Source organism: Rhodopseudomonas sp. P1 (assembly GCF_039642825.1).
In the GTDB taxonomy this organism is placed as follows: domain Bacteria; phylum Pseudomonadota; class Alphaproteobacteria; order Rhizobiales; family Xanthobacteraceae; genus Rhodopseudomonas; species Rhodopseudomonas palustris_H.
In genome coordinates this window covers 1,309,410-1,333,475 of sequence record NZ_CP088006.1, presented here as the reverse complement: position 1 = coordinate 1,333,475, position 24,066 = coordinate 1,309,410, and the positions used below count along the sequence as shown (strand labels likewise).

Sequence of the window (24,066 nt, the reverse complement as noted above, 5' to 3'; positions counted from 1 at the left end):
TCTCGAAAGGTAGAAGTCGAGCTGCGCTTACCAGCGCAGCTCGCGGGTCAGTGCCAGCGGCGGATGGCCGAACAGTTCAGTCACCGCGGCGGTGTCGAGCCGATCGATGCCCTCGAATGCGTCGGCATGGATGCCGCGGGTGACGAACAAGAGATCGATGCCGTAGCCCTGCGCGCCGGCCAGATCGGTCCGCACCGAGTCGCCGATCGCCAGCACCCGCTGAGCGGGCGTGTCGGTCCCGCGGATCTGGCGGGCGAGCGCCATCGCGCGATCATAGATCGGCCGGTGCGGCTTGCCGTAGAAGATCACCTCGCCGCCGAGCTCGCGATACAACTCAGCGATCGCGCCGGCGCAGTAGATCAGCCGGTCGCCGCGCTCGACCACGATGTCCGGATTGGCGCAGACCAGCGTCAGCTTGCGCTCCAGCGCCTGCCCCATCATTTCGCGATAGTCTTCGGCCGACTCGGTCTCGTCGTCGAACGGGCCGGTGCAGATGATGTAGTCGGCCTTGTCGAGCGGCGTCAGCACCGCATCGAGGCCGCGATAGATCGAGTTGTCGCGATCCGGCCCGAGCCAGTAGATCGACTGGCCGGGATGCTCGGCCACATAGATCCGGGTGAGATCGCCCGACGACACGATCGCGTCGTAGCAATCGTCCGGCACATCGAGCTTGCGCAGCTGGCGCTGCACCGAATCCGCCGGCCGCGGCGCGTTGGTGATCAGCACCACGGTGCGGCCCTGGTCACGCGCGGTCTTCAGCGCCGCGCAGGCGTCCGGAAACGACTCCAGGCCGTTATGCACCACGCCCCAGATGTCGCTGAGCACGACGTCGACCGAGCCGACGAGCTCATGCAGATGCTCGACGAAACGCAGCTTTGTCATCGGCTGAAACGATCAGAACGGGCCGGCGGCGCGGCGAACCAGTGCGGCATTGCCGGTGACGCGTGCCGGCTCGATGCGAGCGAGCGGGCTCTGCGGTAGCTTGCCTGGATCAAGATTGATGTCCTGCTGGGCCGGGGCGTTGGAAGCCGGCGCGGCCGCGTTGGTGGCGGTCTCTGGCCGCAGCGGACGGGGCGCTGCGAACAAGAACCCCTGCCCAAACCGCACATCGTAGTCAAGCAGGTCGACCACGGCGCGTTCCCCCTCGATCCGCTCGGCGACCAGATCGATGCCGAACCGGCCGAGCAGATCGGACAGATCCACCGGATGGATGTCGGCGGACGCCGTGTCATGCGCGGCGAGCAGGAGCGCCGCCGGCACCTTGATGAAGCGGACGCCGCGATCGGCCAGCTCGCGCGGCTCGAACCGCAGATCGGTGACGTGGTCGATCGAGAACCGGTAGCCGCGCTGCGCCAACGCCGCGAGGTGTTCGGTTTCGATCGGGCCGAGGCCACGCAGCGTGCTCTGCTTGAATTCGAGGATCAGCGACGGCGCCAGCGCCCGGTTGGCTTCCAGGAAGTCGAGGCACTGGGCGAAGGCGGCGGTGTCGGCCAGCGTCGCACCGGCGATGTTGACGAACAGACCGACGTCCTTGTTGCGCACCAGCAGGCGCCGGACCACCTGCACGGCGCGCAGCAGGATGGCGTTGTCGATCCGCCCCATCAGCCCGGCGGTCTCGGCGATCGGCAAATAAGTTTCGGCAGGGATCGCCTGATCGGCGGTATCGCGCAGCCGCGTCACCACCTCGTAGGCCCGCACCTTGCGCTGCGGCAGCGAGACCATCGGCTGCAGATAGAGATCGAAGCGGCCGCCCTCGACCGCGCTCGCCACCGCTTCCGCCATGTTGGGACCGGTAGGAGCTGAAACGACCGCGGGCGGCGGGACCACAGCCGGGACTGAGGCAGCGTCCGGCACCAGAGTCGTGGGAGCGGCAGCGGCCGGTGGCGGCGCGGCGGGAGCCACGGGACTCGGCGTTTCGGGCTGAAGCGCCGAAACGGGCGCCGCAGCGGCAGCCGCCGGTACGGCCGCGGACGGGATCACGGGCGGAGCCAGAGCAGCCGGTGCCGGCGCCGCGCTCGCCTCCGGGCGCACCTCGCTATGGGCAGCGGAGGCCAGAAGGTCTTCGTGGGCGGCGACCGAGGCAGCCAACTGCTGCACCAGGGTACCAAGCTCGGTGATTTCGTCGGAGACGTGCTGGACCCGGTCCTGCTGGGAGGACTGGGCGGAAACCAGCTTGGCCTCGACCACCGCCAGCCGACGGCCGAATTCGCCGACCTGGCGGGCGAGATCGGCGGTGCCGCGCGACAGGTCGGCGATCTGATCGCCGGCCTCGGCGCGGTCGCGCATCCGCATCGAAACCGCCTGGTACAGCACGAACAATGTCAGGGCGGTCAGGCCGACCAGCGACGCCTGGGCGAAGTTAAACCCGGCGACCGCATACACCACCATGCCGAGCGAGGTGGCGATCAGCACCATGCAGACGGCGATGAAAATGGTCGAGATGCGGATCATTTAAGCCGGTGGTTGCCTGCCGATCCGCCATCTTTGTCGATTCGGCGGACGAGTCCACTGGATTCGTCCGCCGTCCCAAGGGGATATCGGGCAGAATCAGGCGACCGCGCGGATCACCTTGCCGACCTTGTCGACGATCTCGCCGATGTGGTCCTCGCTGAGGATCAGCGGCGGGGTCAGCGCCAGGGTGTCGCCGGCGATCCGCAGCATCAGCTCGTGGTCGTGGAAGCCCGCATTCATCGCTTCGAAGCCGCGCTTGCCGACCGCATCCGTGATCGGGGCGAGGTCGATACCGGCGGTCAGGCCGACGGTGCGGATGTCGACTACATTCGGGGCCGACTTCAGCGACATCACCGCCTCGGCGAACTTCGGCTCCAGCGCCTTGGCGCGCTCGAACAGCTTCTCGTCGCGGTAGATGTCGAGGGTGGCGATGCCGGCCGCGCAGGCCAGCGGGTGCGCCGAATAGGTATAGCCGTGAGCCAGCTCGACCGCGTGCTCGGGACCGGTCATGAACGCATCGTGGATCTCGGCCGAGGTGATCACGCCGCCCATCGGCACCGCACCATTGGTGACGCCCTTAGCGAAGGTGATCATGTCCGGGGTGACGCCGTAGCGTTCGGACGCGAAGGCGTAGCCGAGGCGGCCGTAGCCGGTGATGACCTCGTCGAAGATCAGCAGGATGCCGTGCTTCTTGGTGATTTCGCGCAGGCGCTTGAGATAGCCCTTCGGCGCCGGCAGCACGCCGGTGGAGCCGGCCATCGGCTCGACGATCACCGCCGCGATGGTGTTGGCGCCGTGCAAGTTGACGAGGCCTTCGAGCGCATCGGCGAAATGCGCGCCGTATTCCGGCTCGCCGATGGTGAAGGCCTGCTTGTCGCGATCATAGGTCGCAGGCAGATGGTCGACGCCGTTGAGCAGCGGGCCGAACATCTTGCGGTTGTTGCCGATGCCGCCGACCGCGGTGCCGCCGAAGCCGACGCCATGATAGCCGCGCTCGCGGCCGATCAGGCGGGTACGCGAGCCCTGGCCCTTGATCTGCTGATAGGCGACCGCGATCTTCAGCGCGGTGTCGCCGGCTTCCGAGCCCGAATTGCAGAAGAACACGTGGTCGAGGCCTTCCGGCGCCAGATCGGCGATCCGGCTGGCGAGCTCGAATGCCTTCGGCTGGCCGAACTGGAACGGCGGCGAGAAGTCGAGTTCGTCGGCCTGCGCCTTGATGGCTTCGGCGATTTCCTTGCGGCCATGGCCCGCATTGGTGCACCACATGCCCGAAGCGGCGTCGATGATCTTGCGGCCATCGGCGGTGATGTAGTGCATGCCCTCGGCACCCACGACCATTTTCGGCGCGCGCTTGAAGGCCCGGTTCGCGGTGAACGGCATCCAGAACGCGTTGAGATCGTTCGGCGCGTTGACGGCGGACGTGGGCTTGATCTTGTCTAACATGGCGCTCCTCATGCACTGCGCGGCCGGGGGTGAAAGGCGCGGCACGGTATCAGCTTCACGCCCCTACGGGAACGCCGCGAGCCAGCAAATTTCCGTGGGGCATCCATCTGTTAATGGACCCCGGCGGCGAGGGATTTGCGCTGGATCACACAACCCAACCTTGCTGCAAAGGGCACCGGCTGGTACCAACCCGGCCCTGAGTTGAAAGGCGATCATGGCTGAGAAACCGAAAAAACCCTCGAAACTGCGCGCCCGGCTGCCGCGCGGCCTCGCCGATCGCGGGCCTGCCGAAATCGCGGCGACGCGCGCGATGGTGGAGAAGATCCGCGAGGTGTACGAACGCTACGGCTTCGAGCCGGTGGAGACTCCGGCGTTCGAATACACTGACGCGCTCGGCAAGTTCCTGCCCGATCAGGACCGCCCCAACGAGGGCGTGTTCTCGCTGCAGGACGACGACGAGCAGTGGATCAGCCTGCGCTACGACCTCACCGCGCCGCTGGCGCGCTACGTCGCCGAGAACTTTGATAGCTTGCCGAAGCCGTATCGCAGCTACCGGTTCGGCTGGGTGTTCCGCAACGAAAAGCCCGGCCCCGGCCGCTTCCGCCAGTTCATGCAGTTCGACGCCGACACCGTCGGCGCACCGACCGCCGCGGCCGACGCCGAAATGTGCATGATGGCCGCCGACACCATGGAAGCGCTCGGCATCCCGCGCGGCAGCTACGTGGTGAAGGTGAATAATCGCAAGATTTTTGACGGCGTCTTAGAAAACATCGGCTTAGGCGGTGATGCAAATCTCGGCCGTCGGCTCACCGTGCTTCGGGCAATTGACAAGCTAGATAAGTTCCCGATCCCGGAGATCCGCAAGCTCCTCGGGGAGGGGCGTTGGGACGGGGGTGAAGAAGGGAAAGGCGACTTTACGAAAGGAGCCCATCTCACCGAGTATCAGCAAGACGCCATCCTCGGATATTTCACGACCGAAGCAAATGTTCGAACGGTGCATCCGACTCCCAGCTACCATAAGGATGGAGACCACTACCTCGTTCAAGACTATCGAATGTTCTTGGATTTATTGGATTTACCACAGGGACGAAATCCAACTTCGTCGTCAGGAATTGAAGAACTTCGTCAAATGGCTTCGCTGTTTGAAAGCGAAGGCTACAATGATCGTATCGAGCTATCCGGCTCTGTTGTCCGCGGCCTCGAGTACTACACCGGCCCTGTGTTCGAGGTCGAACTGCTGCTCGAGACCAAGGACGAGAAGGGTCGCCCAATTCGGTTCGGCTCGGTCGGCGGCGGCGGGCGCTATGACGGCTTGGTATCGCGCTTCCGCGGCGAGCCGGTGCCGGCGACCGGATTCTCGATCGGCGTGTCGCGGCTGCAGGCGGCGCTGACGCTGATCGGCCAGCTCGATAACAAACCGCAGCCCGGCCCCGTCGTGGTCACCGTGTTCGGCGGCGAGATCGCCGGCTACCAGAAGATGGTCGCCACGCTTCGCAAAGCCGGCATCCGGGCGGAATTGTACTTGGGCAATCCCAAGCACTCGCTCGGCCAGCAGATGAAATACGCCGACAAGCGCAACTCGCCCTGCGCCATCATCCAAGGCTCGGACGAGAAGCAGCAGGGCATCGTGCAGATCAAGGACCTCATTCTGGGCGCCGAGCTGGCGTCGCTGGAAAAGGACCGCGACGAGTATTTGAAGAAGCAGGCCGAGGCGCAGTTCTCCTGCAAGGAAGACGAACTGGTCGTCAAGGTGCAGGAGCTGCTGCAGCGCCGCGGGGTGAGCTGGAGTTAGTCGTCATTCCGGGGCGCTCGCGCAGCGAGCGAACCCGGAACCCCGAGGTTTGGACCGCTGCGAGATTCCGGGTTCGCGCTTCGCGCGCCCCGGAATGACGAGAAGAAAAACATTGTAGCAAAGGGAGAAACCACCGATGCCTGAGATCACCGTCAACATGGCCGCTGGCCGCACCGACGAGCAGAAGGCCGGGATGATGCGCGACATCACCCAGGCGCTGGTGACGCATCTTGGCGTCGCCGCCGAAGACGTGGTGATTCAGATCAACGAAGCCCCGCTCACCAACAAGATGAAGGGCGGCAAGACCTTCGTCGAGCGCAAGGCGGCGCAGGGCAAGTAGGTCATCCTGTCCCATCCATCGTCATTCCGGGGCGCTCACGACGTGAGCGAACCCGGAATCTCGCGCTGTTGAATGGTCGGCTGATCACTTCTGGATTCCGGGTTCGCCGCTCACGCGGCGCCCCGGAATGACGAGAGTGCGGCGGGGCAATTAGCAAGGAAGACTGCGAATGGACGCACGCGACTTCATCACCGTCGGCTTGAGCGCCGAGCGGCTCACCACGGTGACGCAGGACATCACCGTGCAGCATTTCGTGCCGTCGATGCCGGCGGTGTTCGCGACCCCGATGATGATCCTGGTGATGGAAATGACCTCGGGCGACGCGATCGCGCCGAAGCTTCCCCAAGGCTGGGTGACGGTCGGCAGCGAGGTCGACATCCGCCATTTGGCGCCGGCCTTCGTCGGCCAGACGGTGCGGACCACGGCGGTGGTGAGTGCGGTGGAGCGCCGGGTGATCCGGTTCGACGTCGCCTCGTTCCTCGGCGACCGCAAGGTCGGCGACGGCCGCCACGCCCGCGGTCTGGTCGACGTCGCGCTGTTCACCAAGCGCTTCGCCGAAGGCTGAGCCTCGCCTGCTGCAAAAAAACAAACGCGCCCCTCGATGAGGAGCGCGTCGGAAAGCTGTGCGGAAGACGAAGGGTTGGTCGGCTTACGCCGCGACGTGATCCGGGAACACCGCCTCGATCTTGGTCTTCAGCGTCGCCGCGTTGAACGGCTTGACGATGTAGTTGTTGACGCCCGCCTTCTTGGCCGCGATCACGTTCTCGGTCTTCGATTCCGCCGTGATCATGATGAACGGGGTCTGCGACAGGTTCGGATCGGCGCGGACTTCCTTCAGCAGGTCGTAGCCGGTCATCGGCTCCATGTTCCAGTCGGAGATCACCAGGCCGTACTTCTTGGTGCGCATCTTGGCGAGCGCTGCCGAGCCGTCGCTGGCGTCATCGATATTCTCAAAACCAAGCTGCTTGAGAAGATTACGAATGATCCGGATCATGGTGCTGTAATCGTCCACCACCAAAACCGACATCGACAAATCAACCGCCATCTTCAACTCCCCAAGGCGCCGCAGGGTGGCTCGACCACCGCCCGACCGGCCGGCTAACGCAGGTTCTCTTGAAAGCCCTGGCGTACAACCGCCGGTCTTTCGCAAAGCAAGAACTAGCATCGGGGGTTAAACAGCGCGTTAATTGGGCTTCTGCGGCCAAATCGCCCAGCGCGGCCAAACTACTTGAAAAGTCGCAGGATTTGGAACCGGGCCGGCCTCGTAGTCGTACGGGGCTGGCGTCCGGGTCGCCAAACCATGGCGGCGCAGGCCGCGCCCTGCTAGGGGACGGGCCATGAATTATCGCCACGCTTTCCACGCCGGAAATTTCGCCGACGTCATCAAACACCTCGTGCTGGTCCGCATCCTGACGTACCTGCACGACAAGCCGGCCGCCTTCCGGGTGATCGATACCCACGCCGGCGCCGGCCTGTACGACCTAACCAGCGAAGAGGCCCGCCGCGGCGGCGAATGGGCGACCGGGATCGCCCGGGTGCTGCAGGCGCGGTTTTCCGACGAGGCCTACGCGCTGATCGCGCCCTATCTCGATATCGTCCGGGCGTTCAACCCGCAGCGCGAGCTCACCGCCTATCCGGGCTCGCCGCTGATCGCCCGCGCCCTGCTCCGCCCCCAGGACAGCCTGGTGGCCTGCGAGCTCGAACCGGTGGCGCGCAAGCACCTGATCGCGGCGCTGCGCCACGACCCGCAGGGCCGGGTGGTCGATCTCGACGGCTGGACCGGACTCACCGCTTACGTGCCGCCAAAGGAGCGGCGCGGGCTGGTGCTGATCGACCCGCCATTCGAGCGCAAGGACGAGTTCGAGCAGATGGCCGCCAAGTTCGCCGCCGCCCACGCCAAGTGGCCGACCGGCGTGTATCTGCTGTGGTACCCGGTCAAGAACCGCCGCGCCACCGAGGCGCTGGCGGCTGCCGTGGCCGAGACCGCCGCCGCGGGCGGCGAAGGCAAGTGCCTGCGGCTTGAGTTCAGCGTGGCGCCGCAGCAGTCCGATGGACCGCTGACGTCGACCGGCCTGCTGATCGTCAACCCGCCCTGGACGCTGGCCGATGAGCTGAGAACCGTTCTCCCCGAGCTGGAGCGTCCGCTCGGCCTTGGTGGGGTCGGTCGTTACCGTCTCGAATTCCCGAAGTCTTGATTACTCATTGGCTGCCCCCAACAGCTTGCGAAAAGTCGCAACTCGACCGTAGGCAATCCGCTAAATTCCGTATTATGCTAGTTTCATTGGACTGGCTTTACGTTCCGCTTCCGCGAATGGGGGCGGCGGAGTGACAAGGCCTCAAAGCGTATTTTGATTGGACCCGCAGTCAGTAGCAGGTCCCGCTCTCGGCCAAGCTATCCGGCAGCGAAATGCCAGGTCGCACCGATGCGCCGGCGCGCGTCGGAAAGCATGCTGGGAGGAGTTTCCGGAATGGCAATGACGGGAACGGTGAAGTTCTTCAACGGCGAGCGCGGCTACGGCTTCATCAAGCCCGATGACGGTGGCCGCGATGTGTTCGTGCACATTACCGCAGTCGAACGGGCCGGCTTGAAAGACTTGACCGAGGGACAGCGTATTTCATTCGAAGTGGAGCCTGACAAGAAGGGCAAAGGCCCCAAGGCGGTCAACTTGGTGATCTCGCCGTAATCGGCTCGGAAAGCTGCAGCGTCGCGGCGGCGCTGCACGGGTTGGGACGGGGCGCAACGACGCTGGCGCGTGCCGTTAGGTAGCGCGCAGTGAGTTCGGGCATGGGCGACGCGGGCATCACGCGGACGCTCCTTCCCGAAGCGATGGCGTTTCGCTTGCTGCCGACTTGCAGCATTTTACAAAGCGCGGCCTTCGCAACAGCTCCTTTCGCAAACCACATCACGCGACGCTTAGGCGGCAGAGCCTGCCGGCGGCGCACTGCGTCTGCAGATAAGCCGGCGCTGCGACCACGAATGCGGCCACTGATAAAGAAAATCCCGGCCGGAAAACCGGCCGGGAGTGGATGATCCAAGTTTCTTGGTCTCGAAGGCTGCTTCGCGAACCTTGTTCGCAAAGGTTTTGGTCGCGACGATGAGGCGCGGCTTAGAAGTGATAGTTGATGCCGGCGCGGACCAACCCGGCGTTGTAGCCGTTCGGCATGCCGGTGATGAAGAAGTTGCTGGTCGACAGGCTCATGTACAGGTACTCGACCTTGGCGCTCAGCTTCGGCGCGAAGGCGAATTCGGCGCCGGCACCGACCGTCCAGCCCGCAGAGCTGTGGCTTTCCGAGGCGAACACGTTCTGGCCCTTGAGCTGGCCGAACGCCAGACCGCCGGTGGCATAGATCAGCACGTCGTTCATCGCGTAGCCGATGCGGCCACGGCCGGTGCCGAACCACGGGTTCGAGAACTTGTACTGCGCGAAAGTGTCGTCCGCGGTCGAGAACTGGATATCGCCCTCGAGACCGAACACGATGTTGCCGGACTGCCAGTTGTAGCCGCCCTGCACGCCGCCGGAGAAGCCCGACGGCTTGGTGATGTTGTTGGTGACGTTGCCCCAGGAGTAGCCGAGGTTGCCGCCGAGATAGGGGCCGGCCCAACTGAAAGCGTTGAGCGGCTGGTTGACCGTATAGGGCGCATTCGACCGGTAGTAGCCCATGTCGGCCGCCTGAGCCGTCGACACGCTTGCGGCGATCACGGCCGCCGCTGCCAGTGTAACTTTACGCATCTTACTCTCCTCGACGACCCGCCCGCGCCAGCGGCGGCGCAGTCTGCGTCCGGTCATCGGCCTCCCGCGGCCGATGGGAAAATGTCCCGAATGGTTACGGCTTTCCTCTCTTTTCCCGTCGAATTTATCGAGAGTTTTAAGTTAAACGGTTCTTAACCCGCGGACCGATCCGGCGCGCATTGTTAACAAAATCTTACTTCCCGGCCTTCGCGGCAACACCATGGCAAGACAGCGGAATTTCCCGCGGCCCCGGTTCCGCCGAGGCCCTGTGCTGGCAACCGCGGAAGCGAGCGCATAGGTTGGGGCCGCCATGATTCATGATCCCGCCGAGCCGCCTGCGGCCGCGGCCGAACCACCGCTCGATACCGCCTCTCCCGTGGCCCCGGCGCCCGCCGCCGGCGCGCGCCCGGATGCCGGCCCCCAGGACATCGACACCGCCACTGCGGAGCTGGCGGTCGAGGAAGACGACGAGGCACGCCTGCCGGAGGCCGAAGACGAGACCGAGGCCGACGCAGCCGCGCAGCCCGGTGCTGGCCCGATGGCGGTGGGCCGCTCGGCGATCGCGCGCGCGGTGCGGCTCGCCCCGACCTCGCCGGGCGTCTACCGGATGCTGAACGCCGAGCGCGACGTGCTCTATGTCGGCAAGGCCAAGAACGTGAAGAAGCGGCTGGCGTCCTACGCCCGGCCGACCGGCCAGGTGCTGCGGATCGCCCGGATGATCGCCCTCACCGTCGAGGTCGAGGTGATCTCGACCACGACCGAGACCGAGGCGCTGCTGCTCGAAGCCAATCTGATCAAGCAGCTGCGGCCGCGCTTCAACGTCCAGCTCCGCGACGACAAGTCGTTTCCCTACATCCTGATCACCGGCGACCACTGGGCGCCGCAGATCCTCAAGCATCGCGGCGCGCAGAGCCGGCCGGGACGGTATTTCGGTCCGTTCGCCTCCGCCGGCGCGGTCAACCGCACCATCACGGCGCTGCAGCGGGCGTTCCTGGTGCGATCCTGCACCGACTCGTTCTTCGAAAGCCGGACCCGGCCCTGCCTGCTGTATCAAATCCGGCGTTGCGCCGGCCCGTGCACCGGAGAGGTCGACTTCCCCGGCTACAGCGAGCTGGTGCGCGAGGCGACCGACTTCCTGTCCGGCCGCAGCCGGGCGGTGAAGCAGCTGCTGGCGGCCGAGATGGAGAAGGCCTCGGAGGAGCTGGAGTTCGAGACGGCGGCGCTGTACCGCGACCGTCTCGCTGCGCTGTCGGCGATCCAGTCCCAGCAGGGCATCAATCCGCGCACCGTCGAGGAAGCCGACGTGTTCGCCATCCACCAGGACGGCGGCTACTCCTGCGTCGAGGTGTTCTTCTTCCGCACCGGCCAGAACTGGGGCAACCGCGCCTACTTCCCGCGCGCCGAGAAGTCGTTCACGCCGGCCGAAGTGCTCGGCGCGTTCGTGGCTCAGTTCTACGACGACAAGCCGCCGCCGAAGCTGATCCTGCTGTCGCACGAGATCGAAGAGGCCGAGTTGCTGGCCGACGCGCTGTGCGTCAAGGCCGGCCACAAGGTCGAGATCACGGTGCCGAAGCGCGGCGAGAAGAAGGAACTGGTCGCCCACGCCCAGACCAACGCGCGCGAAGCGCTCGGCCGCAAGCTTGCCGACACCGCGACCCAGGCGCGGCTGCTCGAAAATCTCGCCGCCACGCTCGGCCTGCCAAAGGTGCCGCAGCGGATCGAGGTGTACGACAACAGCCATATTCAGGGCACCAACGCGGTCGGCGCGATGATCGTCGCCGGCCCGGACGGCTTTATCAAGAACCAGTACCGCAAGTTCAACATCCGCTCCGAGGGCCTGACGCCGGGCGACGACTACGCGATGATGCGCGAGGTGCTGCAGCGACGGTTCAAGCGGCTGGTGAGCTCACAGACCGAAGGCGACGCCGCCAAGCCGAAGGACGACGACGTCCCGCAGTGGCCGGACCTTGTGATCATCGACGGCGGCCGCGGCCAGCTCAACGCCGCGCGCGAAGCGCTGTCCGGCATCGGCCTGACCGACCAGGTCACCCTGCTCGGCGTCGCCAAGGGACCGGACCGGGACGCCGGACGTGAGACGCTGTTCCTGCCGGACCGCGACGCCATCAAGCTCGAGCCGCGCGACCCGGTGCTGTATTTCATCCAGCGACTGCGCGACGAGGCGCATCGCTTCGTGATCGGGTCGCATCGCACGCTGCGCAAGAAGGACATCCGCGAAGCCGGCCTGCAGGAAATCCCCGGCATCGGCCCGACCCGCAAGCGCGCGCTGCTGCTGCATTTCGGAACGCTGAAGGAAATCGAACGGGCCTCGATCGCCGACCTCGGCAAGGTTCCCGGCATCAGCGCCGAAAGCGCCAAGCGAATCTTCGAGTTTTTCCATGCCCGTCCGGACTGACACACCGGCAGCCCCCGACCAAAGTCGGCGGCGCCGAAGGCGGCTGCGCCCAATGCGGATTTCACCTTTTCCTGATACGGAACGAGAGCAGCCGGGTCGGAGGTTGACCTTCCGTCGCGGGCAGTATTGGTAAGTCACGATGAACAACGTCTCGACGAGAGCGCCGGTGCGGGGAACGAAGACGTCGCTGACGCTTCCGAACATCCTCACCTATGCCCGCATCGCGGCGATCCCGGTGGTTGTCGGCTGCATCTTCGCGCAGTCGATCCTCGGCGGTCCGCTGGCGCTGCGCTGGGTGGCCCTGGCGGTGTTCATCGCCGCGGCGATCACCGATTTTCTCGACGGCCATTTCGCCCGGATCTGGGATCAGCAGTCCGCCTTCGGCCGGATGCTCGATCCGATCGCCGATAAGCTGCTGGTAGCATCCTGCCTGCTGATGCTCGCCGCCGACAGCATCATCCACGGCTGGACGCTGTGGGCCGCCATCGTGATTCTGTGCCGCGAGATCCTGGTGTCGGGGCTGCGCGAATATCTCGCCGCGCTCCGCGTCAGCGTGCCGGTGACGCGGCTGGCGAAGTGGAAGACCACGGCTCAGCTGGTCGCGATCGGCTTCCTGCTCGCAGGCGAAGCCGGCGACGAGGTGCTGCCGTTCACCACCGAGATCGGCGTCTCGCTGCTGTGGCTGTCGGCGCTGCTGACGATGTACACCGGCTACGACTATTTCCGCGCCGGCATCCACCATCTGATCGAAGAGGATCAGGCATGAAGGTGAAGTATTTCGCCTGGGTGCGCGAGCGGATCGGCGTCGACGAAGAGACCGTCGAACCGCCGCCGGCGGTGGCGACGGTCGCCGACCTGATCGGCTGGCTGGCGGCGCGCGGCGACGGCTATGCGCTGGCATTCGAAAAGCCCGGCGTGATCCGCGCCGCGATCGATCGCGCCCATGTCCGCGCCGAGACGCCGATCCAGGGCGCGCGCGAGGTCGCATTCTTCCCGCCGATGACCGGCGGCTGAGCCGGCGCAACGCACGGGATGATCCAATGACCGTTCCGGTGACCATCCGTATTCAGGATGCCGATTTCGATCTCGCCGCCGAGACTGCGGCGATGACGAAGGGCCGCACCGACATCGGCGCGGTGGTGTCGTTCACCGGCCTTTGCCGCGGCGTCGAAGGCGACGACACCGTCGCGGCGCTGACGCTGGAGCACTATCCCGGCATGGCCGAGGAGGAGATCCAGCGCCGCGCCGATGAGGCGATCAAACGCTGGCCGATCACCGCGCTGACGATCATCCACCGCGTCGGCCGGCTGGTGCCGGGCGACAACATCGTGCTGGTGCTGACCGCCTCGACGCATCGCCAGGCGGCGTTCGCGGCGGCGGAATTTCTGATGGACTATCTCAAGGCCAACGCGCCGTTCTGGAAGCGCGAGGAGCGCTCCGGCGAGTCGCGTTGGGTCGAGGCGCACAGCCGCGACGACGCCGCGCTGGCGCGATGGAGCAAGGATTGATGGCGAAGAAGGCGACCGCGAAAACCAAGAAGGCGGGCAAACCGAAAGCACCGACGGCGAACCCCGCCAAGGCCAAGCCGGCCAGGCGCGGCGCCGCCCTGTCCAAGGCCGCGGCCGCCAAGCCGCCGAAGGTGGCGCCGGGCGAATTGGTGACGCTGCTCGATTTCGTCCGCTACGCGGTCAGCCGCTTCGCCGAAGCTGGCGTGGTGTTCGCGCACGGCACCACCGATCCGATCGCCGAAGCCGTATTCCTGATCGGCGAGACGCTGCATCTGCATCCCGATCAGTTCGAGATGTTCGCCTCCGCCCGCGTCACTGCGCGTGAAGCTGCCGCGATCCTCGGCCTGATCGAGCGCCGGATCGCCGCGCGGCTGCCGGCGGCGTATCTGGTGAACAAGATCTACATGCGCGGCGTGCCGTTCTATGTCGACGAGCGGGTGATCGTGCCACGCTCCTACATCGGCGAACTGCTGGACTCGCATTTCGACGGCGGCGACACCTCGCTGATCGATACGCCGGAGGCGGTCGAGCGCGTGCTCGACCTCTGCACCGGTTCGGGCTGCCTTGCAATCCTCGCCGCCTACGCCTTCCCGAACGCGACGGTCGACGCCGTCGACCTGTCGAAGGACGCGCTCGCGGTCGCGACCCGCAATGTCGCCGAACACCGGCTCGACGATCGCGTCAGCCTGTATCACGGCGACCTGTTCGGCCCGCTCGGCGACGAGCGTTACGACCTGATCATCACCAACCCGCCTTACGTCGACGCCGACGGAATGGCGAGCCTGCCTGCCGAGTGCCGCGCCGAACCGGCGATGGCGTTCGACGGCGGCGACGATGGTCTGACGATCATCCGCCGCATCCTCGCCGAGGCGAAGGATCATTTGACACCGGACGGCGGCCTGCTGTGCGAAGTCGGCCGCTGCCGGCCGCAGATCGAAGACGAATTCCCGCAGCTCCCGCTGCTGTGGCTCGACAGCGAAGACTCCGAAGCCGAAGTGTTCTGGATCGCCGCGGCGGATTTGTAACTCTTGCCCATCGCAACATCTCTCCACGTCATTCCGGGGCACGCGCGTAGCGCGTGAACCCGGCGACTGTCTCATGTGTCAAGGGTCTTACCTTGATATGGCGTGTCGGCTTTGACGAGTGCGTTGGCTGTGACGAGCAGTTTTCGGGCGATTGCGATGAGCGCGACCTTTCCGGGTTTTCCTTGCAGGCGAAGGGCGTTGTAGTCGTCGCGGAGCTTGGGGTGGTGGCGGGCGGCGACCAGGGCGGCCATGTAGAGGGCGGCGCGAACGCAAGGACGTCCGCCGGCGATGGCGGCGCGAGGCGGCGCTGCGCCGGATTGGCTGACGTGGGGCGCGAGCCCTGCGAGGCTGGCGATGGCCTTGCGATCGCGCTGGCCGAGTTCGGGTAGGTCGGTGATGAGGAGCGTAGCCACCCGTTCGCCGATGCCGGGGATCGATTTGAGGATGTGAAGGACGCGGCGGAGTTCGGCGTCGTCGCCGATGCGCCTGGCGAGTTCGGCCTCGATGGCTTGGCACTGCGCCGACAACGCGGCGATCGCGGCCCGATGACTATCGAGCAGGAGCGTGCCGCGGACCTGCTTCATCCGGGTCTTCTCCATCGCGATCATCTCGGTGAGCTGGCGGCGTCGGAGCGACAACGCCTTCAGCTCGAGTTGGGTGTCGGTCGGCAGGGGGCGCAGGGTCTCGGGCATAGTGAGAGCGAAGCGCGCAATCAGTCGCGCGTCCAGCCTGTCGGTCTTGGCGCGACCGCCTTCGGCCTCGCGGAACGCCTTGATCCGGCGCGGATTGACGATGCCGACTTCGAAGCCGGCGACCGAAAGCGCTTTGACCAGCGGTTCGGCATAGGGACCGATCGCCTCCAGAACCACCCGCCTGACGCCGGAGCGTTCGAGGCGGGCGATGATCTCGGCGATGCCATCGGCCAGATTAGGCATCCGGAAGGTCTGGCCCGACGGAGCCAGCGCGACATCGAGGAAACGTTGGCCGGCATCGACGCCGGCCGCAACCGCAAGCGGCACTGCAATCGTCATGGGCATCGGTCCTGTATGCGGGCGATCACCGCAACGGCAATGCCCGTGCGACTGTTCGATCAAGCAACACCGACAGAGGCGCCCGCACCGGGTTACGGCGAGATGATCGGCCGGGAATCTACCGAGCGGCCTCCGTCGTGCTGACTATGCACCAGCACCTCGCAGATACAGGAATCCATAGCCCCTGGACTCGCAGTAGGGCCGAGCGTGGCGACGCTTGGTTGCACCAACAAGCACAGGGGTTATGGATTCCGGATTCGCGCTGCGCGCGCCCCGGAATGACGAGAGAGACGCTTGCTCAATACAAGCGGCATTACTACGCGTCCGTCCCGAACCGCAGGAACGTGAACTCGGTGTCGTCATAGCCGCGGCGGTCGAGTTCGGTGTAGCCGGCTGGCGCGGTGAAGCCGGCATCCTTGGCTTCCTCGACGATCACCAGCGCGCCCGGCAGCAGCCAGCCGCCGTCGCGCAGCGACGCCAGTGAAGCCTCCGCAAGCTGCTTGCGGTACGGCGGATCGAGGAACGCGACGCCGAACGGTTCGACCGGATGCGCCGGCCCGAGATTGGCGGCGTCGCGGCGATATACTTTGCTGACACCGCCGAGCCCGAGCGCCTCGACATTGGCGCGCAGCAATGCGCGCGCCTCGGCGCCGTTGTCGACGAACAGCACGAATTTGGCGCCGCGCGACGATGCCTCGATGCCGAGCGCGCCGGTGCCGGCGAACAGGTCGAGCACCCGCGCATCGAGCAGCGGATTCTCGTAGGCGTGCATCAGGATGTTGAACACCGACTCGCGCAACCGGTCCGCCGTCGGCCGAATATCCTGCGACGTCGGCGCCACCAGATTGCGCCCCCGCAGCCGTCCGCCGATCACGCGCATGAAGCGGCTCCGCTGCGGCATAGACTTTCGCGTTCGTCATTCCGGGATGCGCCCCTTTGGGGCGCAGGCCCGTAATCCATAATCCCGGCGGTGTTTATGGATTCCGGGCTCGCGAGCTGCGCTCGCGCCCCGGAATGACGGCTGTTGTTGAAGATCCGCATCGGGCAATAACTAACTCGTTCGAACTCACTCGTCCCGCGGCGCGGCGTCGCGTTTGCCGTGGTAACGGCGGGCGGGGCCGCGCGACAGCGGGCGATTGCCGCCTTCGCTGGCGGTGCGTTCGACCTTGACCTTGCGGCCTTTGCGATCTTCGACCGCGCCGCGCTTGGTAATCATCTTCTTCGGCGCGGGTGCAGCCTCAGCCACCGCCCACTCCTCGGCGGACACGACCTTGCCGGCGCGCGGCTTCGGCTTGGTCTCGCTCGGCGACGGGCCGGCGAAGTCGCAGCCGGCGAGCGCAATCACCTTCTCGCCGAGCTGATCGCGCAGTACGCGGGTCTTGACCTCGTCGACCTCGCCTTCGCCCAGTTCGAGCAGTTGGAACGGGCCGTAGGAGACGCGGATCAGCCGGTTCACTTCGAGGCCGAGATGCGCCAGCACGTTGCGGACTTCGCGGTTCTTGCCCTCGCGGATCGCGAACACCAGCCAGACATTGGCGCCCTGATCGCGCTCCAGCTTGGCCTCGATCGGGCCATACTGCACGCCGTCGACCTCGATGCCGTTCTGCAATTCATCGAGCTGGGCCTGGGTGATTTCGCCGTGGGCGCGGACGCGGTAGCGCCGCAGCCAGCCGGTCTCGGGCAGTTCGAGCGCGCGCGCCAGGCCGCCGTCATTGGTGAGCAGCAGCAGGCCCTCGGTGTTGAAGTCGAGGCGGCCGATCGAGATCAGCCGCGGCAGGCCTTCGGGCAGATTATCGAACACCGTCGGCCGGCCTTCCGGATCGCTGTGCGTCGTCATCAGCCCGCGCGGCTTGTGATACAGGAACAGCCGCGTGCGCTCGCGCTCCGGCAACGGCTTGCCGTCGATGGTGATGACGTCGCTGGCTTTGACGTCGAGCGCCGGTGAATCGATCACCTTGCCATTGACGGTGACACGGCCTTCCGTGATCCACGTCTCGGCATCACGGCGCGAGCACAGCCCGGCGCGCGCCACCACCTTGGCGATGCGCTCGCCGGCCTTGTCGGACTTCGCGGGAGCTGCCGGCTTACGCTTGGCCGCTGCCGGATCCTGCTTGCGGAACGCGCCGCGGCCGCCGAACGCCGGACGCTTGGCGAAGACCCTGCTGTCGTCCTCATTGTCGCGGCGCGGACGATCGAAGCCGCGCTCCTCGTCCCGCCCCTTGCGGGGACGATCGAAGCCGCGGCCTTCGCTGCGCGGATGCTCATGCCAGTCGCCGTGCTTGGCGGCGCGGTCGCGCTGCGGGCGATCCTCACGCGGACGGTCGCTGCGGGGACGGTCACTCCGCGGACGATCCTCGCGCGGACGATCGAAGCTGCGCTCGCGGAACGGACGCTGCTCGCCGCGCTCGCCGTCGCGGGGGCGCGAGAATTTCGGCCGGTCGCCGCCGCGTTCCGGACGATCCGAGCGCTCACCACGATCGAACCTGGGCTTGTCGCCGCGAGCCTTGTCGAGCCGCGGCTTGTCTTCCCGATCCCGATCGAAGCGCGGCTTGTCGTCCCGCGATTTCGAGAACCGCGGCTTGTCGAAGCCGCCCTTGTCGAACTTGCGGTCCCGATCGCCGCCGGCACGCGCCGGCCGATCCTCGCGGGCCCGCCACGACTTCTCGTCACCGCGGTCGCGGCCGGCCTCGCCGTCACGCTGGAATGGCCGCTTCGGTCGATCAGCAAAATCGCGCTTGGGGCGATCACTGAAGTCGCGCTTCGGCCGATCACCGAAATCCCGCTTCGGGCGATCGCTGAAGTCGCGCTTGGGGCGGTCACCGAACTCCTTGCGCGGCCCCCGCTCGGCACGATCGCCGCCGCTGCGCGCGGGCCTATCGTCGCGGCTGAAGCGGGGACGCGGCGCATCACCGTCTTCGCGGCGCGGGCGGTCGGAAAAGTCGCGGCGCGGCGCGGCACCGTCGCGATTGGCATAGGGCCGCTTGCCCTCGCCGCCAAACGACGAGCGCTTGGCATCGCCGCCGAACGACTTCTTGGCGTAGCTCTTCTCGCCACGGGCCTCGCCGGCGCCTTCGGCGGCGCGCTTGGCGAACTTCTTCTCGGGTCCCCGGGCCGCGCCCGAGCGGCCCTTGCCGCCGAACGCTCCCTTGCCACCGGGTCCGGCTTTGCCGCCGAAACCGCCTTTGCTGCCCTGCCGGTCGCGGCGGCCGCGCGCAGAATCGTTGTCTTTACGGGTGTCGCGGGGCATGACTGGTCTTTCTATCGAAACACGAAATGGGGCTCAGGCAGTCGGGAACGGCTCGCAGGCCGCGCGCTCCGATTGAAACGCGCATGGTCACGCAAAACAGCCATCCACTTTTGCTGAAGTCGGTCTCCTAGCAGAGTTTTCGGGTCGAGACGAGCCAAGAACGACGATGACGGCTTCCACTTTCATGGAATTGGCGCTGGCCGAGGCGGCCGCGGCCGGAGCCGCCGGCGAGGTGCCGATCGGCTGCGTGATCGTCCGCGACGGCGTGGTGATCGCCAAAGCCGGCAACCGCACCCTGACCGACCGCGACCCCACCGCCCATGCCGAATTGCTGGCAATCCGGGAGGCTGCGGCCAAGGTCGGCAGCGAGCGGCTGGTCGATTGCGACCTCTACGTCACGCTGGAGCCGTGCACGATGTGCGCCGGTGCGATCTCGTTCGCCCGAATTCGGCGGCTGTATTTCGGCGCATTCGATCCGAAGGGCGGCGCGGTGGAGTCCGGCGTGCGGTTCTACGGCCAGCCGACCTGCCATCATGCGCCGGAAGTGTATTCCGCCGTCGGCGAGCGCGAAGCCGCAACGATGCTGCGGGAGTTCTTCAGGGCGCGGCGCTGAAGAACGTCACCAGCGCCTCGGCGGTCTGGTCCGGCGCTTCCTCGGGCAGGAAATGCCCGGATTCGATCGGCGCGCCCTCCACGTCGGACGCCCACTTTCTCCAGACATCGAGCGGCGTCGCGGCCGACTGAGCGATGCCGGAAGCGCCCCACAGCGCCAGCATCGGCACCGGGATCTTGTTGCCGGCTTCGACATCGGCCTTGTCGTGCTCGAAATCCGCATAGGCACCGGCGCGGTAGTCTTCGCACATCACGTGCCGCCGCATCGGGTCGGCAAACGCGATGCGGTAGTGCTCGATGGCCTGCGGATCGAACGCGGAGAGATCACCCGCCCGCGTCCAGCTCGCCAGCTTGGCCTTCACGTAAAAATCGGGATCGCCACCGAGCAGGGTTTCCGGCAGCGGCGCCGGCTGCGCCAGGAAGCTCCAGTGATAGATCTTCAGCGCATAGGCGCGGTTCATCCGCTGCCAGTATTCGTAGGTCGGCAGGATATCGAGCACCGCGAGCTTCGACAGCCGACCCGGCGAATCCAGCGCCATCCGATAGCTGACGCGGGCGCCGCGGTCGTGTCCGGCGAGTGCGAAATGCACGTGGCCGAGCTGCTCCATCGCCTCGATCAGCTGCTTGGCCATCGCCCGCTTGGTGTAGGGCGTGTGCTGATCGTCGCTCTCCGGCATGTCGGACCAGCCGTAGCCGGGCAGATCGGCGACGATCACCCTGAACCGCTCGGCCAGCTTCGGCGCGATGCGGTGCCACATCACATGGGTCTGCGGAAAGCCGTGCAGCAACAACAGCGGCGACCCGTCGCCGCCGACGCGCGCGAAGATCCGGCCCGACGAGGTGTTGATCCATTCCGAGCCGAAGCCCGGAAACAAGTCGGCGAGATCGGGCATCGGCGGTTCTCCCTCAGTTAGTTATCCGTCATTGCGAGCGGAGCGAAACAATCCAGAGGCCCTATGCACGGAGCTGGATTGCTTCGTCGCTTCGCTCCTCGCAATGACGGCGCGAGGTCAACAACGCAACTACTTCCCTCGCCGTTCCCGCGCCACCGCCTGCCAGCCGATATCGCGGCGGCAGAAGCCTTCGGGCCAGTTGATCACGCCGATCGCCTCGTAGGCGCGGCGCTGCGCTTCGGCGACGGTCTTGGCCGACGCGGTTACGGCAAGCACCCGACCACCATTGGCGAGCACCCAGTCGCCCGACGCGACGGTGCCGGCGTGGAAGATCTGCACGCCCGGAATCGTCTCGGCGCGGTCGAGCCCGGCGATGCGGGTGCCCTTTTCGTAGTGGCCCGGATAGCCCTTGGCTGCCATCACCACGGTCAGCGCCGGCTCGTCGTGCCAGCGCAGGCTGATATGCGAGAGCTGGCCGTCGGCACAGGCGAGCAGCGCCGGCACGATATCGTCCTTCATTCGGATCATCAGCACCTGACATTCCGGATCGCCGAACCGGACGTTGTATTCGATCAGCTGCGGACCATCCTCGGTGATCATCAGCCCGGCGAACAGCACGCCCTTGAACGGCGCCCCCATCGCCTTCATGGCCTTCAGCGTCGGATAGATGATCTGCTGCATCGCCTGCTGACAGATCGCATCGGTCATCACCGGCGCCGGCGAATACGCCCCCATGCCGCCGGTGTTCGGCCCCTTGTCGCCGTCATAGGCGCGCTTGTGGTCCTGCGCGGTGGCCAGCGGCAGCGCGTGCTCGCCGTCGCACAGCACGAAGAACGACGCCTCTTCGCCGACCAGGAAATCCTCGACCACCACTTCGACGCCGGCATTGCCGAGGCCGCCGCCGAACATCATGTCGATCGCGGCCTCCGCCTCGCCAAGCGTGCTCGCCACCACGACACCCTTGCCGGCGGCAAGACCGTCGGCCTTGATCACGATCGGCGCGCCCTGGGCACGGATATAGGCCTTGGCTTCGTTCGGATCGCCGAACCGTTCATAGGCAGCGGTCGGAATGTTGTGCGCCTTGCACAGATCCTTGGTGAAGCCCTTGGAGCTTTCGAGCTGCGACGCCTTGCGGCTCGGTCCGAACGCCTTGATGCCGGCCGCTTCCAGATCGTCGACGATCCCAGCGGCGAGCGGCGCTTCCGGCCCAACCACCACGAAGTCGACCTGATTGGCCTTGCAGAACTCGACCACGGCCTGGTGGTTGCCGACGTCCAGCGCCACGCAGGTCGCCTCGCGGGCGATCCCGGCATTGCCCGGCGCACACCATAGCTTGGTGACCAGCGGCGAGGCCGCGATCTTCCAGGCCAGCGCATGTTCGCGCCCGCCCGAGCCGAGAAGGAGAATATTCATGAAAGCCTGACCGTGCGCCCCGTGGATGGTCCGCGAGGTGTAACACGCGGCACACGCCCGGCAACGCGCGCTGGCGCGGATGTGGATATGTCCGGATGACGGACCGGCGACTTCCGCGGGTTGGCGGCAGGGCCGAAAGTCCCTACCTTCCGCCGCACCCGCAAACCTCCGATCGAATCGCATGGCCCGACTGCAGTCCCCCCAAACCCTCGCCAATGTCGGCGAATTCACCGTTTCCGAGCTGTCGCAAGCGCTGAAGCGGACGGTCGAGGACACCTATGGGCATGTCCGGGTGCGCGGCGAGATCACCGGGTTTCGCGGGCCGCATTCGTCGGGCCACTGCTATTTCGCGCTGAAGGACGAGGGCGCCAAGATCGAGGCGGTGATCTGGAAGGGCGTGGCCGGGCGGATGCGGTTCAAGCCGCAGGAAGGCCTCGAGGTCATCGCCACCGGCAAGCTGACCACCTACCCCGGCTCGTCGAAATATCAGATCGTGATCGAGGCGCTCGAGCCCGCCGGCGTCGGCGCGCTGATGGCGCTGATGGAAGAGCGCAAGAAGAAGCTCGCCGCCGAGGGCTTGTTCGACGAGGCGCGCAAGCAGCTGCTGCCGTGGCTGCCGGAGGTGATCGGCGTCGTCACCTCGCCGACCGGCGCGGTGATCCGTGACATCCTGCACCGCCTGGAAGACCGTTTCCCGCGCCGCGTGCTGGTGTGGCCGGTGCGGGTGCAGGGCGAAGGCTCGGCCGAACAGATCGCCGCCGCGATCCGCGGCTTCAACGAACTCAGCCCGGATGGGCCGATCCCGCAGCCGGATCTGCTGATCGTCGCGCGCGGTGGCGGCTCGCTGGAAGATCTGTGGTCGTTCAACGAAGAGATCGTGGTCCGGGCCGCGGCCGACAGCATGATCCCGCTGATCTCGGCGGTCGGCCACGAGACCGACGTCACTCTGATCGATTTTGCCGCCGACAAGCGTGCGCCGACCCCGACGGCGGCTGCCGAAATGGCCGTCCCGGTGCGCGCCGAACTGTTCGTCGAAGTCGGCGGGCTGGCGCGGCGGATGCTGTCGAGCTGGCAGCGCTGCCAGGATTTCCGCCGCAACGAACTTCGCGCCGCTGCACGTGCCCTGCCCGGCGCCTCCGACCTGCTGGCGATCCCGCGGCAGCGGCTCGACAACGCAGCCGCCTCGCTGCCGCGCGCGCTGCGCGCCAACACCCATGCGCATCACCGCCGCTTCGCCGCTGCGGCGGCCGGCATGACGCTCAAGGTGCTGCGAGCGCAGGTGGCGCACAGCGCCCACCGGCTCGATAGCGCCGGCACGCAATTGCAGCGCTGTGCCCGCGCCACGCTGCGGCACCGCCGGGAGCGGTTCGAGGGGCTGGCGGTGCGGCTGCAGGCCTCGAAGCTCGCCAATCAGCAGGCGCAGCGGATGCGGATCGCCCGCGAGCAGGAGCGGCTGGAGCGCCTAGCCGAGCGGGCCCGGCGGGCGTTGATCACCCTGCTGGAACGCCGGCAGGCGCGGGTCGACGCCACCGGCAAGCTACTAACCGCATTATCGTACCGCGGAGTGCTGGCGCGCGGGTTCGCGCTGGTGCGGGACGCCGACGGCCGCTCGGTGCACGCCGCCGCATCGGTCGCCGCGGGCGCCCGGCTCAGTGTCGAATTCGCCGACGGCCGGGTCGCCGTCACCGCCGATGGCGACAGCGGATCGCCGGCCGAGGCCACCAAGCCGGCGGCAGCGCCGGCCAAACCGGCCAAGCGGCCGGCAAGTCCGGCGGGCCAGGGGTCGCTGTTCTAGCCGACCACCGCTGGCCGCGGGGGAAACGACGCCGCCATGACAGGACGGCGGTTTGCAATGCGGCGCTTCCGTTCTATCTGTCAGGTGTATCGACCCGCAGCGTTGCCCCGTTCCGCAACCTGCGGTTTTCCAGGAGATCAGCCGTGCTGAATAAATTTGGCTTCTCGGGTTCTGGCGAAGCCCAGGTGCAGTATCTCGATGGCGACTTCCGCGTGATCTCGCCCGGCACCTATGTGCGCTGCGCCGTCACCGGGGTGCAGATCCCGCTCGACGAGCTGAAATATTGGAGCGTCGATCTCAAGGAGCCCTACGCCACGGCCGAAGCCGTGCTGAAGCGGCATTATCCGGACGCGTTTCAGCCCAAGGGTTGAG

Annotated in this window: 23 protein-coding genes; 13 read left to right on the top strand and 10 right to left on the bottom strand. The window is 66.5% G+C overall.

Features of this window, described 5'->3' with window-relative positions:
- Positions 1-27 precede the first annotated feature (27 nt).
- From LRC39_RS06270 to LRC39_RS06260, 3 genes are all read right to left on the bottom strand, one after another.
- Positions 28-882, bottom strand: coding sequence for a TIGR01459 family HAD-type hydrolase (locus LRC39_RS06270; protein WP_107343332.1), 855 nt, complete (start codon positions 880-882; stop codon positions 28-30).
- 12 nt (positions 883-894) lie between these two features.
- On the bottom strand, positions 895-2,451 hold the full coding sequence (locus tag LRC39_RS06265) for an EAL domain-containing protein (RefSeq protein WP_346296679.1): 1,557 nt from the start codon (positions 2,449-2,451) through the stop codon (positions 895-897).
- Between the two features lie 96 nt (positions 2,452-2,547).
- Positions 2,548-3,894: an aspartate aminotransferase family protein gene (locus tag LRC39_RS06260; RefSeq protein ID WP_107354530.1), complete on the bottom strand. Its 1,347-nt coding sequence runs from the start codon at positions 3,892-3,894 to the stop codon at positions 2,548-2,550.
- Positions 3,895-4,108: 214 nt separating this feature from the next.
- Here LRC39_RS06260 and hisS point away from each other — a divergent pair, with 214 nt between their 5' ends.
- From hisS to LRC39_RS06245, 3 genes are all read left to right on the top strand, one after another.
- Complete coding sequence (hisS, locus tag LRC39_RS06255; RefSeq protein WP_346296678.1) at positions 4,109-5,686, top strand: histidine--tRNA ligase; 1,578 nt, start codon at positions 4,109-4,111, stop codon at positions 5,684-5,686.
- Positions 5,687-5,822: 136 nt separating this feature from the next.
- Complete coding sequence (locus LRC39_RS06250) at positions 5,823-6,026, top strand: tautomerase family protein (protein WP_011156741.1); 204 nt, start codon at positions 5,823-5,825, stop codon at positions 6,024-6,026.
- Positions 6,027-6,195: 169 nt separating this feature from the next.
- Entirely contained in the window at positions 6,196-6,591 is a 396-nt protein-coding gene (locus LRC39_RS06245; protein ID WP_346296677.1) for a thioesterase family protein, read from the top strand.
- An 84-nt stretch (positions 6,592-6,675) separates the two neighbouring features.
- Here LRC39_RS06245 and LRC39_RS06240 read toward each other — a convergent pair whose 3' ends face one another.
- On the bottom strand, positions 6,676-7,071 hold the full coding sequence (locus tag LRC39_RS06240; RefSeq protein WP_011156739.1) for a response regulator: 396 nt from the start codon (positions 7,069-7,071) through the stop codon (positions 6,676-6,678).
- A gap of 292 nt (positions 7,072-7,363) precedes the next feature.
- Here LRC39_RS06240 and LRC39_RS06235 point away from each other — a divergent pair, with 292 nt between their 5' ends.
- Positions 7,364-8,221 (top strand): 23S rRNA (adenine(2030)-N(6))-methyltransferase RlmJ, encoded by an 858-nt coding sequence (locus LRC39_RS06235; protein WP_107343326.1) that lies wholly within the window; start codon positions 7,364-7,366, stop codon positions 8,219-8,221.
- 273 nt (positions 8,222-8,494) lie between these two features.
- Positions 8,495-8,710 (top strand): cold-shock protein, encoded by a 216-nt coding sequence (locus tag LRC39_RS06230; protein ID WP_012494873.1) that lies wholly within the window; start codon positions 8,495-8,497, stop codon positions 8,708-8,710.
- A 423-nt stretch (positions 8,711-9,133) separates the two neighbouring features.
- Here the strand turns inward: LRC39_RS06230 and LRC39_RS06225 are convergent, their stop codons facing one another.
- Positions 9,134-9,757, bottom strand: a complete 624-nt coding sequence (locus tag LRC39_RS06225; RefSeq protein ID WP_012494872.1) for an outer membrane protein — start codon at positions 9,755-9,757, stop codon at positions 9,134-9,136.
- Between the two features lie 310 nt (positions 9,758-10,067).
- Here LRC39_RS06225 and uvrC point away from each other — a divergent pair, with 310 nt between their 5' ends.
- The 5 genes from uvrC to prmB all read left to right on the top strand — a co-directional run bounded on the left by uvrC (position 10,068) and on the right by prmB (position 14,703).
- On the top strand, positions 10,068-12,170 hold the full coding sequence (gene uvrC, locus LRC39_RS06220; protein WP_346296676.1) for an excinuclease ABC subunit UvrC: 2,103 nt from the start codon (positions 10,068-10,070) through the stop codon (positions 12,168-12,170).
- Between the two features lie 139 nt (positions 12,171-12,309).
- On the top strand, positions 12,310-12,936 hold the full coding sequence (gene pgsA / locus LRC39_RS06215) for a CDP-diacylglycerol--glycerol-3-phosphate 3-phosphatidyltransferase (RefSeq protein WP_011156734.1): 627 nt from the start codon (positions 12,310-12,312) through the stop codon (positions 12,934-12,936).
- Complete coding sequence (gene moaD, locus LRC39_RS06210) at positions 12,933-13,184, top strand: molybdopterin converting factor subunit 1 (protein ID WP_263990846.1); 252 nt, start codon at positions 12,933-12,935, stop codon at positions 13,182-13,184. The genes pgsA and moaD overlap by 4 nt, the downstream gene beginning before the upstream one ends.
- 26 nt (positions 13,185-13,210) lie before the next feature.
- Complete coding sequence (locus tag LRC39_RS06205; protein WP_346296675.1) at positions 13,211-13,678, top strand: molybdenum cofactor biosynthesis protein MoaE; 468 nt, start codon at positions 13,211-13,213, stop codon at positions 13,676-13,678.
- On the top strand, positions 13,678-14,703 hold the full coding sequence (prmB, locus tag LRC39_RS06200; protein WP_346296674.1) for a 50S ribosomal protein L3 N(5)-glutamine methyltransferase: 1,026 nt from the start codon (positions 13,678-13,680) through the stop codon (positions 14,701-14,703). The genes LRC39_RS06205 and prmB overlap by 1 nt, the downstream gene beginning before the upstream one ends.
- A 71-nt stretch (positions 14,704-14,774) precedes the next feature.
- Here the strand turns inward: prmB and LRC39_RS06195 are convergent, their stop codons facing one another.
- The 3 genes from LRC39_RS06195 to LRC39_RS06185 form a co-directional block, all read right to left on the bottom strand.
- On the bottom strand, positions 14,775-15,734 hold the full coding sequence (locus LRC39_RS06195) for an IS110 family transposase (RefSeq protein WP_346295168.1): 960 nt from the start codon (positions 15,732-15,734) through the stop codon (positions 14,775-14,777).
- A 316-nt stretch (positions 15,735-16,050) separates the two neighbouring features.
- Positions 16,051-16,635: a 16S rRNA (guanine(966)-N(2))-methyltransferase RsmD gene (gene rsmD / locus LRC39_RS06190; RefSeq protein ID WP_346296673.1), complete on the bottom strand. Its 585-nt coding sequence runs from the start codon at positions 16,633-16,635 to the stop codon at positions 16,051-16,053.
- Positions 16,636-16,800: 165 nt separating this feature from the next.
- The gene (locus LRC39_RS06185; protein WP_346296672.1) at positions 16,801-18,981 is read right to left on the bottom strand and encodes a pseudouridine synthase; all 2,181 of its coding nucleotides are present in this window, start codon (positions 18,979-18,981) and stop codon (positions 16,801-16,803) included.
- A 166-nt stretch (positions 18,982-19,147) separates the two neighbouring features.
- Between LRC39_RS06185 and LRC39_RS06180 the strand changes: the two genes are divergently transcribed.
- Positions 19,148-19,594, top strand: coding sequence for a nucleoside deaminase (locus LRC39_RS06180; protein WP_346296671.1), 447 nt, complete (start codon positions 19,148-19,150; stop codon positions 19,592-19,594).
- Here LRC39_RS06180 and LRC39_RS06175 read toward each other — a convergent pair.
- Together LRC39_RS06175 and purD are read right to left on the bottom strand one after the other, a co-directional pair.
- Positions 19,578-20,486 carry an alpha/beta fold hydrolase gene (locus LRC39_RS06175; RefSeq protein WP_346296670.1) on the bottom strand — a complete coding sequence of 303 codons (909 nt, stop codon included), beginning with the start codon at positions 20,484-20,486 and terminating at the stop codon, positions 19,578-19,580. The genes LRC39_RS06180 and LRC39_RS06175 overlap by 17 nt on opposite strands.
- Positions 20,487-20,615: 129 nt before the next feature.
- A complete protein-coding gene (gene purD / locus LRC39_RS06170; RefSeq protein ID WP_346296669.1) occupies positions 20,616-21,899 on the bottom strand; it encodes a phosphoribosylamine--glycine ligase in 1,284 nt (427 codons plus the stop codon).
- Between the two features lie 181 nt (positions 21,900-22,080).
- On the opposite strand from purD, the gene xseA reads away from it, so the two are divergent.
- Both xseA and LRC39_RS06160 read left to right on the top strand, forming a co-directional pair.
- Positions 22,081-23,694, top strand: a complete 1,614-nt coding sequence (gene xseA, locus LRC39_RS06165) for an exodeoxyribonuclease VII large subunit (RefSeq protein ID WP_346296668.1) — start codon at positions 22,081-22,083, stop codon at positions 23,692-23,694.
- Between the two features lie 143 nt (positions 23,695-23,837).
- Positions 23,838-24,065, top strand: a complete 228-nt coding sequence (locus LRC39_RS06160; RefSeq protein WP_107343313.1) for a DUF2093 domain-containing protein — start codon at positions 23,838-23,840, stop codon at positions 24,063-24,065.
- Position 24,066: the final 1 nt, after the last annotated feature.

Bases quoted from the DNA above. Each gene is read 5' to 3' on its own strand.
- LRC39_RS06270 (WP_107343332.1), bottom strand. From the start codon at position 882: ATGACAAAGCTGCGTTTCGTCGAGCATCTGCATGAGCTCGTCGGCTCG.
- LRC39_RS06265 (WP_346296679.1), bottom strand. From the start codon at position 2,451: ATGATCCGCATCTCGACCATTTTCATCGCCGTCTGCATGGTGCTGATC.
- LRC39_RS06260 (WP_107354530.1), bottom strand. From the start codon at position 3,894: ATGTTAGACAAGATCAAGCCCACGTCCGCCGTCAACGCGCCGAACGAT.
- hisS (WP_346296678.1), top strand. From the start codon at position 4,109: ATGGCTGAGAAACCGAAAAAACCCTCGAAACTGCGCGCCCGGCTGCCG.
- LRC39_RS06250 (WP_011156741.1), top strand. From the start codon at position 5,823: ATGCCTGAGATCACCGTCAACATGGCCGCTGGCCGCACCGACGAGCAG.
- LRC39_RS06245 (WP_346296677.1), top strand. From the start codon at position 6,196: ATGGACGCACGCGACTTCATCACCGTCGGCTTGAGCGCCGAGCGGCTC.
- LRC39_RS06240 (WP_011156739.1), bottom strand. From the start codon at position 7,071: ATGGCGGTTGATTTGTCGATGTCGGTTTTGGTGGTGGACGATTACAGC.
- LRC39_RS06235 (WP_107343326.1), top strand. From the start codon at position 7,364: ATGAATTATCGCCACGCTTTCCACGCCGGAAATTTCGCCGACGTCATC.
- LRC39_RS06230 (WP_012494873.1), top strand. From the start codon at position 8,495: ATGGCAATGACGGGAACGGTGAAGTTCTTCAACGGCGAGCGCGGCTAC.
- LRC39_RS06225 (WP_012494872.1), bottom strand. From the start codon at position 9,757: ATGCGTAAAGTTACACTGGCAGCGGCGGCCGTGATCGCCGCAAGCGTG.
- uvrC (WP_346296676.1), top strand. From the start codon at position 10,068: ATGATTCATGATCCCGCCGAGCCGCCTGCGGCCGCGGCCGAACCACCG.
- pgsA (WP_011156734.1), top strand. From the start codon at position 12,310: ATGAACAACGTCTCGACGAGAGCGCCGGTGCGGGGAACGAAGACGTCG.
- moaD (WP_263990846.1), top strand. From the start codon at position 12,933: ATGAAGGTGAAGTATTTCGCCTGGGTGCGCGAGCGGATCGGCGTCGAC.
- LRC39_RS06205 (WP_346296675.1), top strand. From the start codon at position 13,211: ATGACCGTTCCGGTGACCATCCGTATTCAGGATGCCGATTTCGATCTC.
- prmB (WP_346296674.1), top strand. From the start codon at position 13,678: ATGGCGAAGAAGGCGACCGCGAAAACCAAGAAGGCGGGCAAACCGAAA.
- LRC39_RS06195 (WP_346295168.1), bottom strand. From the start codon at position 15,734: ATGACGATTGCAGTGCCGCTTGCGGTTGCGGCCGGCGTCGATGCCGGC.
- rsmD (WP_346296673.1), bottom strand. From the start codon at position 16,635: ATGCCGCAGCGGAGCCGCTTCATGCGCGTGATCGGCGGACGGCTGCGG.
- LRC39_RS06185 (WP_346296672.1), bottom strand. From the start codon at position 18,981: ATGCCCCGCGACACCCGTAAAGACAACGATTCTGCGCGCGGCCGCCGC.
- LRC39_RS06180 (WP_346296671.1), top strand. From the start codon at position 19,148: ATGACGGCTTCCACTTTCATGGAATTGGCGCTGGCCGAGGCGGCCGCG.
- LRC39_RS06175 (WP_346296670.1), bottom strand. From the start codon at position 20,486: ATGCCCGATCTCGCCGACTTGTTTCCGGGCTTCGGCTCGGAATGGATC.
- purD (WP_346296669.1), bottom strand. From the start codon at position 21,899: ATGAATATTCTCCTTCTCGGCTCGGGCGGGCGCGAACATGCGCTGGCC.
- xseA (WP_346296668.1), top strand. From the start codon at position 22,081: ATGGCCCGACTGCAGTCCCCCCAAACCCTCGCCAATGTCGGCGAATTC.